Source organism: Proteiniphilum propionicum, from assembly GCF_022267555.1.
GTDB lineage: Bacteria > Bacteroidota > Bacteroidia > Bacteroidales > Dysgonomonadaceae > Proteiniphilum > Proteiniphilum propionicum.
The window spans coordinates 1,632,862-1,644,790 of sequence record NZ_CP073586.1 but is presented as its reverse complement, the minus strand read 5'-3'; the positions used below and the strand labels follow the sequence as shown (position 1 = coordinate 1,644,790).

The window sequence follows — 11,929 nt, the reverse complement described above, 5'->3', positions numbered from 1 at the left end:
TACATATAAATCATCATTATGACAATACTTCAATTTAACGAAAAAATGAGTTTATTTCGAATATCATATTCGATTCTGTTTCCCATATCATTACAGAACCTCGTGAGCATGTGCTCACGAAAAATTTTTGCATCCCGAGACTGTATCCGATAGCATAATGCAATAATGACTTCAAGACTATAATAAACTGTAATTCGTTCTATACCTTGCATTTTGTATTTATGCTCTCGAACAACATCTTTTTCCTTTAGAATCCCAGCTTTAAAGATTGTCCGTATATTGTTACTTATAGTATTTTGATAGACTACAAGTAGACGTGCTATTTCAGACTTTGTCATCCAAACTGCTCCACCTGCAGGCACTATTTCGATGGAAGTCCCTGCATCAGGATTTTCTTTTATTTTTATTATGCTTCTATTCATGACATTTTTTATTATTAATTGAATGATCTTTCATTTCTTAGGCTTAGGCTTTCTCTTTACAGTATGCTTTACAGAGAGTAGCGCAAAGTTTAGTTCTACGGTTGTTTCCGTACCTGTCGTTTCAAAATCATTGGAGATAATATCTGCAATGATCTCCCCGCTTTTCTGCAACATTGATTGGCGGATACCCTTATCTTCCTGCCGCTGTAAACCTGCGATATTTCTTGAGAGTTCCCGGACTTTTGCAAAAGTCTCAATGATGGCGATAGTTGTTTCAGTAGCTTTAGGTGATTTGAGGATTGTCGCAATCATATAAAGCCCTCTCTCGGAGAACCCTTTGGGGGCTACACGGACTTTACTGAATTTTGCGGTCGAAAATTTCGACCGCAAATCTTCAAATTCACTATTTGTCAGATGAACAATGTATCCTTCAGGAAATTTATCCGGGTTATTCTTTACAGCTTCGTTGACCCGCCTTGTCTCTATGCCATACAACTCCGCAACATCTGTATCCAAGATGACCTGCTGTCCCTGGATAAAAATAATCTTGTCTTTAATTGTATCTAAATCCATAGTTTTTAATTTTAGATTGATTCTCTACTAACTTCATCTCTTAAATTGCAATAGTCAGATGGTCGGACTGTTTTAGCCTTTGGGCTAACTTATCCATATCTTCGCTTAGTTTCTTATCAATTATACGGGCATATATCTGAGTTGTTTTTATTTTGGTATGACCTAATAACTTCGATACGGTTTCAATCGACATTCCCTCTGTCAGGCAGAGGGTGGCAAAAGAATGCCGGGCGACATGACAGGTAATCTTTTTATTAATGCCGCAAAGATTGGCTATTTCCAGTAAATACTCATTCATCTTTTGATTACTAATTACGGGGAGCAACTTTCCTTCATCCTGTAAATATTCGTACTTTTTTAGTATGGCTACAGGTATATCCAGTAAGGGTACTTTATAAGGTACTCCGGTTTTATTCCTTGTATCCATAATCCATAAATTACCGTCAATACCTGTCCTGATTTGTTCTTTGGTCAAATTATACAGGTCGGAATACGATAAACCGCTGTAGCAACAAAAGAGGAAAACATCCCTGACTTTTTCCAACCGTTCCGCCCCGAATTTCCTATTATACAATATTTCCAGTTCTTCTTTGGTCAGGTATGAACGCTCTATTTTTTCAAAGCTGATTTTAAAGTTGGCAAACGGGTCGGAGAAATATTCACCAGTATTTTTTATGTAACAGAATACCGCCCTGACATGTTGCATGGTCTTCATTGCGTTATTATTCCCGGATTTATATTTATTTCGTAAGAATAAATAAAACTCCTGAAGGAAAACAGTAGAGATTTCACGGTAAGGCATATCTTTTACCTTACGGGTTTCTTCCATAAATTCACCCAGGCGTTTTTGAGCCAATTCGTATCTCAAATAAGTTGTCCTTGTAACTACTGTTCCGACTTTCGATTTGTATTGTTCATTGAACTTGCCGAAATAATACATAATCGTTTTACTCTTCTCTTCAAAACCGAACAGGGCATTTTTGATTTTTTCCGGACTGACGTATCCATTTACGTCCATTAATTTGTTATAATGCATCGTTGCTTTGCCCCGGTAGTTATCCAGTGCATGGTTAATATTTGCAGCTTTTACACTATTACCTTTTACCCTACCCGACTTATTATCCCAAACGATAGGATTAACTTCTAGTTTCGTGCTAAATTGGGAGCGTTCGCCATCTATGGTGATGCGTCCCATAATTACGACATTACCGTTTTTCTTTGGATTGCCTCTTTTGATATAAAAGAGAATTCTAAAAGTGCTTCGTCTCATACTCATTAATTTTAAAATCACAAAAATAATCTCAACTTGTCTCGAAAGGAGGACAGATTGACGGACATAATTCGACAAATCAATGACTTAAGTAAACGAATCGGTACCAGTTTAGGGTAAATTCAAATCGGTACCGATTTAGTACCGACTTGTTGTCTGTTAATGGCTTTTCTTAGTCTGTTAAATGGAATAAGTATCAAAAAAAATAGCTTCCCAATCTGTTGACTGGAAAGCTATTATCCTCATTTTTCTCTCTTGTGTCTTCGAGAGATTGAGCGGAAGACGGGACTCGAACCCGCGACCCCGACCTTGGCAAGGTCGTGCTCTACCAACTGAGCTACTTCCGCGATATTTACAACTAAATAAAGAACAACTTTCTCATTTGCAGGATCCTTGCCAAGCCCGGTTCCATTTCCTGATTCTTTGGGGCAAGGTCGTGCTCTACCGATCCTGAGCTACTTCCGCGATATTTACAACTAAATAAAGAACAACTCTCTCATTTGCAGGATCCTTGCCAAGCCCGGTTCCATTTCCTGATTCTTTGGGGCAAGGTCGTGCTCTACCGATCCTGAGCTACTTCCGCGATATTTACAACTAAATAAAGAACAACTCTCTCATTTGCAGAATCCTTGCCAAGCCCGGTTCCATTTCCTGATTCTTTGGGGCAAGGTCGTGCTCTACCGATCCTGAGCTACTTCCGCGATATTTACAACTAAATAAAGAACAACTCTCTCATTTGCAGAATCCTTGCCAAGCCCGGTTCCCATTTCCTGATTCTTTGGGGGCAAGGTCGTGCTCTACCGATCCTGAGCTACTTCCGCGATATTTACAACTAAATAAAGAACAACTTTCTCATTTGCAGGATCCTTGCCAAGCCCGGTTCCATTTCCTGATTCTTTGGGGCAAGGTCGTGCTCTACCGATCCTGAGCTACTTCCGCGATATTTACAACTAAATAAAGAACAACTTTCTCATTTGCAGAATCCTTGCCAAGCCCGGTTCCATTTCCTGATTCTTTGGGGCAAGGTCGTGCTCTACCGATCCTGAGCTACTTCCGCGATATTTACAACTAAATAAAGAACAACTTTCTCATTTGCAGAATCCTTGCCAAGCCCGGTTCCATTTCCTGATTCTTTGGGGCAAGGTCGTGCTCTACCGATCCTGAGCTACTTCCGCGATATTTACAACTAAATAAAGAACAACTTTCTCATTTGCAGAATCCTTGCCAAGCCCGGTTCCATTTCCTGATTCTTTGGGGCAAGGTCGTGCTCTACCGATCCTGAGCTACTTCCGCAAAAAAAGCCCGCTCCGGAATCATATCATTTTTGCGAGTGCAAATGTAAAGATGTTTATCCTTTTTTCAAAGTATTTTAGAGAGATTTTAAAAGAATAACCCAAAATATCTTTCAATGTTGTTACTAACCGCTCACTACTTTCAGTTCAGGAGAGCTGGAAAAGGTTAGCTTCTTGGCAATACCAATGAAAAATCCGGTCAGAAGCAGATTCAGACACATTGTAAGTACCGAGACTACCAATAAGACTCCACTTATATGATACCCTATTGCAATAAACAATACACCGGCACCTACCTCTCCACGGGTAAACATCCCTATTGATACGGCAAGTCTCTCTCCAACTGACCTGTCTCTGTAGAAAAACAGTGGAAAAAGCTTACCGATATTGGATATCATGGTCACTACAATAACATGTAAAATGAGCATATTCCACGAGAACATAGGTAATTGAGAGATAATTGCATTCGAGTTTCCAGCAGTATGCGCTAAGTTTACGCCCAAAAAGAGAGGCATGCTTAACCCAACTAGAAGCATAAATAAATAGGAGATAAAAGCTGCAATCTTCTCTCCCGTTTGGGTTGTTGCATGAGTCTTCGAACCATGGTCTGCTTTCATAATCATTCCCAGGATGAATGCAGGAAGCAGAATCTCTATATGTATAGTTCCGGAATCTCCATAAAGATATTTCGATACAAGATAAATCACCTCGATAACCGAGAAAAGAATAAATGAATAGAACAAAACGGCCTGCCAGTCATGACGGAGATTATAACTGTTCATTTTTTTCCATCCCACCCAAATTAACAAGATTGCAACAACAAGAATGACAAACATCTGCCAGCGCATACCTATCATCAGAATCTGAAGCGGTATCATCAACAGAATTGTATCCAGATCATCAAATATAGCCAGAACCTGCACTTTCTTATAAACCCAGGTATGCGAAAGCTTCGCCGCTGCAAGCATTGTAAAAAGAATACCTGCCGATGTAGGCGCTGCATACCTACTTAAAAGGAAGACCTCTTTCCATGCACTACTATCTTTCCACAAATCCATAGAAGTTGGAATTATAACAAACAGATAATAAAGTGCAACCAATATCCAGGGGAGTGCAGCTGCACCCATTGCAACCAGATAATCAGTCGCATAGCTACGCCATTGTTTTTTATTGATCTCAAACTCCCGCCCAACATTTATCATTATAAATGCTAGTGAAATATACAGTAACCCATCAGTTATTGTTTTAAATGTATGAAAGTTATTGCCAAATAGATGGGGAACAAGCTGTGACAGAATAAGACCGATAACCAGTAAAAATGAAAATATAAAGACTTTTCTCATCAAGTAAGGGTATTAGGGTATAATTGAAATTCCGCGAAAGATTATACCCGTAAAAAAATCGGCGCAAAGATAAAAAAAAAGCAGTTCTCAACGCAACACAAAGAGCGTTAAGAACTGTTATAATGATCTTTTTCTTTAAAACGTCAATTCACAATACGATAACTGTCACCGTGAAGGGGCATCACAGTATATCTCTGCAACGGCTCCTTAGCCGGTCCCGACTCAACACTTCCTAATCCATACATAAGAACAAATATGCTTCCACACGAGGGGCAACAGGCTTTTCCGTTATATCCGGTAGGGTCGTAATCCGGATCAACTCTTATTGTCTTATTGTCTTCATACGGACAGCAGAGATCATATGCATAGATTGATGCTCCGGTTGCATCTGTAACAGCCAATATACCAGAAAAACCAAACCGGTCGGAAGCAAAACGGCGATCTTTCTCTGAAAATATCTTATAAGACATTGCATTTTTCAGTGCTATATCATAACTGTTCAGATCAATTCTGAAATTTACAGGGGCAAAAGGAATCGAGTGGCGAGGAGCCTCATCTACACACGATGATAAAACCATAATAATCAGCATAATAGCGGGCGCAACTCTCTTCATCATTTTGATATTTAATACTTTCGCCTACTCTTTGAGTTATAGCCTTTCTCATTATAACGTAGCCCCGTCAAGAATATTATCTATCAACACCAATTCTTCATTTGAAAAAATGAGGTTTTGCAAGGCGTTAATGTTATCTTTTAGTTGTTCCACGTTACGCGAACCCACTATAAGGGAGGTTACTCTTTTATCCCTTAATGCCCAAGCAAGAGCCATCTCAGCCATTGTTTGCCCGCGTTGGTTTGCAATTTCTTTTAACTGTCTCACTTTATCAACAAGTGTTTGAGTGACCTGCTCCCTCTGTAGAAATCCTGTCGGGTCTGCCGCACGAGAATATTCAGGAATGCCATTCAGATATTTATTAGTGAGTAATCCCTGTGCCAGTGGTGAAAATGCTATAAAACCAGCTCCATACTCCTCTGTTATCCTAAATATTTCCTCTTCAGGCTTTCGGTTAAACATACTGTACTTGTCCTGAAAAATAAGACAAGGCACATCTCTGTCTTTCAAATAATTCAACGACTTTTGCGCCACTTCGGGAGGATACTTTGATATGCCTACATATAATGCTTTACCCTGGCGAACAATATCCACAAGTGCCTGCATGGTTTCTTCTACAGGCGTGTTAGGATCGTAACGATGCGAATAAAAAATATCAAAATATTCCAGACCTGTCCTTTTTAGGCTCTGATCAATACTCGCCATGATATACTTTCTTGACGATCCGTCACCGTAGGGACCTTCCCACATTAGATGACCTGCCTTTGAAGAGATAATCATCTCATCACGATGAGAAAGTAGATTCTCTTTCAATATTTTCCCGAAATTTGATTCAGCTGATCCCGGAGGAGGCCCGTAATTATTTGCCAGGTCGAAGTGTGTTATACCTTGTTCAAAAGCATAAACAATCATTTCGCGAGCCATTTTATAATCGTCTGTAAATCCGAAATTGTGCCATAGCCCCAACGATATTTTGGGCAGTTGCACTCCACTTGTTCCACAATAAGAATAATCCATAGTATATGTTGTTAAAAGGTGAAATTTATATTACTATATTTTAATGCATTTTTTTTTCAATTTCAGCTTCCGAAAGTACGCTTATTATTGTTTGCCCGTCTGGGGTATAAGTAGGTGTCTTAGTGGCAAAGAGCTGACTTACAATAAGCAACATCTCTTCAGATGTTAACGTCCTTCCATGTGGAATGGCAGTCAGGCAAGCTAGTGAAAGAGCAATAGACTCCTGAATATCTGATTTCACATCACTTGCGGTTTCCAGGCTTTTACCAATCATGGAACGAATGAGTAACGACGGATCGGCGTTTTCAATTTCTGAAGGAATACCCTGAATAGCAAAGCAGTTATTTCCAAGATCGCTCAATTCAAAGCCAAGTGCTTCAATATCATCTGTTATGGATGGTAATACAGATGCCTCTGATGCAGATAGCTCCAGCACATCAGGGAACAGGACCCTTTGAGAAACACCTTTCCTGTTTTTGATCTCTTCCAGATACTTATCAAAAAGTATGCGTATATGAGCCCTGTGCTGATCTATTATCATCAGTCCTGATTTAACAGATGTGAGAATATATTTTTGTTTGTACTGATAATGCTCAGGAAAGAGATCGGCATCAGACATATTATGATCTGCCCCTGCCGTCTTGAAGAGTGTTTTGTTGGTGTCTCCATCTGAATCGGCAATATACTGTTTCTCATTTTCAAAACCTCTATAAATCTGCTTCCACCCAAAAACAGGTGAAGATGCTTTCTGAGTTGCAGAATGAGGGCTTCGGAAGGGATTGTAGTCAGGGTCGAAGCTCACTTTTGGCATTGGAGAGCTGCGTGATGAGTCAAAAATGGGTATTTCCGGAGCATCATCCCTGTCGAAATCGATACTTGGAATAGCATTGAACTTTCCAAGTGACTCTTTTATCGTAACCATTAAAATTTGCCAGAGAGCCTGTTCGTTTTCGAACTTCACCTCTGTCTTTGTAGGGTGAATGTTTACATCAATTGTATCGGGATCTACCTGAAAATATATATAGTAAGCCGGCTTTTCATTTGGAGCTATCAACGGCTCAAATGCGGCCATCACAGCCCTGTGAAAATAGGGATGGCGGATATACCGGTTGTTGACGAAGAAGTTCTGGCTCGCTCTCCTTTTTTTGGCAAATTCGGGACGTCCTACATACCCGTGTATTTTTCCTAATGTTGTATCCTCATCTATCTCTATCAACTGCTGATTAACGTTCTTCCCCTCCATTTGTACAATACGTTGTCTTAATCCCGCTTTTGGAAGATGCAAAGTCTCCACATCATTTTCAATAAGGGTAAACTCTACATCGGGATTGACCAGCACGATACGTTCAACTTCGGAGAATATATTCCGACGTTCTGTTTCATTGGATTTCAGGAATTTTCGTCTTGCGGGAACATTGAAAAAAATATTTTTTACTGAAACAGATGTACCTTCTGCACAGGCAACTATTTCCTGTTTTTCAAGTTTAGAACCGGAAATAACCAGCAATGAGCCCAGCTCATCTTCTGTCCTTCGGCTCTTAGCCTCAATTTGAGAAATTGCCGCGATTGAAGGAAGTGCCTCACCTCGGAATCCCATTGTAGTGAGTGCAAAAAGATCATCAACACTCCTGATTTTAGAAGTAGCATGTCGCTCAAACGACATCCTCAAATCGGTAGCCGACATACCTCTGCCATTATCAATTACCTGTATTAGTGTGCGCCCGGCATCTTTTATGTATATTTGAATATGGGTAGCACCCGCGTCAAGTGAGTTTTCAACTAATTCCTTCACCACAGAAGCGGGGCGTTGGATTACTTCTCCTGCTGCTATTTGATTTGCTATGGAATCAGGGAGTAAATTTATTATGTCTGACATTATTAGGATGTTATATTTACCGCAAAAACCAGAAAACAAAAATTGCAAGAAGTATTAAAAGAATAACGATGAGTAATAGGTTGTTAGAGAAAATTGTTTGCCGTCCTTCTTTCTCCCTTTCTTTTCGTTTCCTCAGATAGTGAGTTTGGGATATGAATTCCGTCTTAAAATCTTTCTTATCTTTTTCCTCCTCAGGTGGCAACACGCCCATCTCTCTTTTAATTTCCTCAATACGTTTTTGCAGCCTCTCCTTACGAGCCTCTTCTTCCGGATTATACAGAATAGGTTTATAATTGAATTTTCGCGGTTTTCTGTTATTATAGAAAAAAAAAGTGGCCATAAGTAATAAATGATATTTTTTAATAATACAAAAGTAAAGAATACCTTTAAAATTGACAAATCACACACTACAGTGTTATGTCTTCTCTTTCGAAACGTTTCTGGCGGGGCTCTACAGCTTCTGAACCACGTCTCTCATTAATGCGGAATATATCGTCAGAGCCGGAGGGACGCAGATAATCAAGCCAGATAAATCCTTTCAAATGCAACTCATCAGGTTTGAGTAGCGGTAGTGGATTGGTTACTGCAGACGTAGATGACCACATTTTCAGTTTCTTGATTTTATTGCCTTCAATATCCATTGACAGATAGGCGCTTTCTGTTTTATTCAGCCCTATAATAGTACTATCCTCTTTTACCAGATAGTACAACGATTCGGCATTGCCCTCCACCAGCACATAATACACATTGCCATCTCTGAAAAATGCTGTCATATCTCTTCCGCTCAACTGATTGAACTGATTTTCCTCTCCTCTGTCCTGAATTGCAAGGGCATAATCTTTTACAATAGCTTTTTCTATAGTTGAGTCATTCAGATAAACATTTATCTGATTACCCAGTATCTGGTTATTCTCACTCCATATTACGGGGTCTCCATTCATATACACCATTGAGTCGCGTGAAGAGTAGAGCATAGAGTCGCACACACCCTGAAGATCTGACCTGTAAAAGCGTACGTTGTAAAAAGTTTTGATATCCCGGTATGTTGAGTCTGTACTCATGATGAGTGTGTCTCCGTGAACAAACAAGCTCTCTTTCTGCGAATAGTCGATTGCAAATGCTGAATCAGAAGCTAATCCATACTCGGTTTTTTCATTGTAAAAACCATAATTCCCCTGTAGGATTGTTTTTCTCACCTTGTCCTCAAGAAACATATGGCCAAACACCTCACCCTCTCCTGTTTGACGGTTATACAGGATAGTGTCTCCAATCAGGATTTTTGTTCCGTCGTTACTGTAAATTTCAGAACGATCAAGCAGGCGTGAATCCTCAGTCACGGTATTATACCACCCGTTGCTGGTAATTACATAACCACTGTCCGATACAATCCTGGAGGGGCCCAGGATATCTGCATATTTTGATTCCGTGTTATATTTCAGCGTATCGGAATATATGGTGTATTTTTCGTTTATCAACTTAACGCTGTCACTGAACAAAGCCTCTTTTGTATCTGGGTTATACTGACCCCAATAGGACGTCAGCTCATTCTTATCATCAACCAGCATACCTCCATCGAAATAGTAGCCTAAGTTTGCTACACGGTCGTAGTCGAGGCTGTCGGTAAAGAGTGTTGCAGTCCTGTCTTCCATCCGAATGTTATCCCGAAGCCTGGCCAGTCGTGTATTGCCGTTATAATGCAGATAATCGCCATATACAAAGATGGTATCACCCTGCTCCATCCTAACGTTGCCGAATGCCTCAAAAGAGTTGGTCTGCTGGAAAAGATAAGCACTATCACAATACATGAATGCGCCATCATGAAAGAAAATCACATTGCCAATAAGAATCTCGGCACTGAATCCATCCCTCTTATTCCACAAATCGGCTTGTTTCATTTCAACAATCTGGGTTTTAGAGTCATTAATGGGTTTTCCGGATGATGGCTGTTGGGCTTTGACCGATTCCATGACAAGGAAAAACACACCCATGAGAAGCGCGCTTCCCAGTAAAAATTGTGAAACAGATCTATTCATATACCTGAAAAAAGGGGTTACTTTAACCAGCCTTTATATTTGTACTCACATCCCTGCCAGTCAGGGTCTATACGAACGTATGTCTTTTCAATCTTAGCCTGCAGCCAATCATCCACAAGCCGCTGCTGCTTGGCATTCTCAGCCATCTGTTTAATGACCTGATAATCGTTGTTGATATTGGCACGATGACCTTCGTTTCGATCGGTAATCTTTACAATAGCTGCCACCTGCCTGCCTTTGTCATTTATCATGATAAACGGCCCTGACACCTCCCCCTCTTTCATTTCGCCAGCAATCTTGGCAATATCCTGGTTCAGCTCATTCAGAGCAAACCTCGGTGTACCGTAATTAGAGCTCCTGGGTACATTGTTCACCATTATACCTTTATTGTTCCTGGTATCTTTGTCTGCAGAAAGATATGTTGCTGCATCTTCAAAGGTGATTTTTTTACTCATAATCCCTCCCCTGATGGAGTCTAACCTGACCAATGCCGTATCAAGCGACTCCTGTGGCACTTTGGGCTTAAGCAATATATGCCGGAAATTGCCCATATCACCTCTGCGTTCAATAAGCTGTATAATGTGAAAACCATATTCTGTTTCCACAATGTTAGACACTTTCTTGGGATCACTTAATGCAAAAGCAACGTTAGAAAATTCGGGAACGAATCCAGAGCGGTTCATAAAGCCAAGCTCGCCTCCTTTAATGGCCGAAGGATCCTCGGAATGCAACAGAGCCAGTGTGGAAAACTCTTTTTCTCCACGGTTAATCTGGTCGGTATATTCGCGTAACCTGCCCTTCACATTATCTATCTCCGACAATGGTATTTCAGGTTCCACAGTTATTATCTGCACCTCCACGGCGGTTGGAATAAATGGGAGGCTGTCCTGCGGTAAACTGTTGTAAAATTTACGAATTTCGGATGGTGCCAGCTGAATATTGCCAAAATGCTTTTGTTGCACCCCTTGTATCAACTGTTGCTCTCTGATCTGTTCGCGAAGATCTTCCCGTATAGAGGCAATACTTTTCCCAAAATACTCCTCCAGCCGTTCAACAGATCCGATAGAAGAAATATAATTATTGATAGTGTATTCAAGTTCGCGATTCACATTCGACTGCTGCACTTCAATACTGTCTAGCTTAGCCTGATCGAGAAAAAGTTTATGTATGGCCAGTTGTTCGGGAATAAAGCAGTAGGGATCACCCTCGATACGTTGATTTTGCATAAGTATATCCTTACGGTACTCCTCTACCTCCGATTTCAGGATAGCCTCGTCGCCAACAACCCATACAATTTCATCTATAACATTGTTTTGTGAGATGAGTTGTTGCACAACTACAAAAGCAACTAAAACAAAAAGCATTTTTATTGAATAATTCATTCTCTTTTCATTGGTTTATAAATACGAAGTGTAAAATTACTTATATTACATGTATAAGCCTACCAATCATATATTAAAAGTTATGAAAATAGGGGAAGATGTTTTTT

The 11,929-nt window shown here is 40.1% G+C and carries 10 protein-coding genes and 1 tRNA gene; all 11 read right to left on the bottom strand.

Annotated elements, in window-relative coordinates; genetic code table 11:
• Nucleotides 1–29: 29 nt before the first annotated feature.
• Nucleotides 30–422 carry a hypothetical protein gene (locus tag KDN43_RS06640; RefSeq protein ID WP_238868958.1) on the bottom strand — a complete coding sequence of 131 codons (393 nt, stop codon included), beginning with the start codon at nt 420–422 and terminating at the stop codon, nt 30–32.
• 30 nt (nt 423–452) lie between these two features.
• Nucleotides 453–995 (bottom strand): ORF6N domain-containing protein, encoded by a 543-nt coding sequence (locus KDN43_RS06635; RefSeq protein ID WP_238868957.1) that lies wholly within the window; start codon nt 993–995, stop codon nt 453–455.
• A 40-nt stretch (nt 996–1,035) separates the two neighbouring features.
• Entirely contained in the window at nt 1,036–2,265 is a 1,230-nt protein-coding gene (locus tag KDN43_RS06630) for a site-specific integrase (RefSeq protein WP_238868956.1), read from the bottom strand.
• A 274-nt stretch (nt 2,266–2,539) separates the two neighbouring features.
• Nucleotides 2,540–2,612, bottom strand: a tRNA-Gly gene (locus KDN43_RS06625).
• A gap of 1,070 nt (nt 2,613–3,682) precedes the next feature.
• Nucleotides 3,683–4,900 carry a cation:proton antiporter gene (locus tag KDN43_RS06620; RefSeq protein ID WP_238868955.1) on the bottom strand — a complete coding sequence of 406 codons (1,218 nt, stop codon included), beginning with the start codon at nt 4,898–4,900 and terminating at the stop codon, nt 3,683–3,685.
• A 143-nt stretch (nt 4,901–5,043) separates the two neighbouring features.
• Nucleotides 5,044–5,517 (bottom strand): hypothetical protein, encoded by a 474-nt coding sequence (locus KDN43_RS06615; RefSeq protein ID WP_238868953.1) that lies wholly within the window; start codon nt 5,515–5,517, stop codon nt 5,044–5,046.
• A 48-nt stretch (nt 5,518–5,565) separates the two neighbouring features.
• The gene (locus KDN43_RS06610) at nt 5,566–6,531 is read right to left on the bottom strand and encodes an aldo/keto reductase (RefSeq protein WP_238868952.1); all 966 of its coding nucleotides are present in this window, start codon (nt 6,529–6,531) and stop codon (nt 5,566–5,568) included.
• A gap of 40 nt (nt 6,532–6,571) precedes the next feature.
• Nucleotides 6,572–8,407, bottom strand: coding sequence for a DNA mismatch repair endonuclease MutL (gene mutL / locus KDN43_RS06605; protein WP_238868950.1), 1,836 nt, complete (start codon nt 8,405–8,407; stop codon nt 6,572–6,574).
• Nucleotides 8,408–8,423: 16 nt separating this feature from the next.
• A complete protein-coding gene (locus KDN43_RS06600) occupies nt 8,424–8,747 on the bottom strand; it encodes a hypothetical protein (RefSeq protein WP_238868949.1) in 324 nt (107 codons plus the stop codon).
• Nucleotides 8,748–8,814: 67 nt separating this feature from the next.
• Entirely contained in the window at nt 8,815–10,440 is a 1,626-nt protein-coding gene (locus KDN43_RS06595; protein WP_238868946.1) for an OstA-like protein, read from the bottom strand.
• Between the two features lie 17 nt (nt 10,441–10,457).
• Nucleotides 10,458–11,822 carry a peptidylprolyl isomerase gene (locus KDN43_RS06590; RefSeq protein ID WP_238868944.1) on the bottom strand — a complete coding sequence of 455 codons (1,365 nt, stop codon included), beginning with the start codon at nt 11,820–11,822 and terminating at the stop codon, nt 10,458–10,460.
• Between the last annotated feature and the right edge of the window lie 107 nt (nt 11,823–11,929).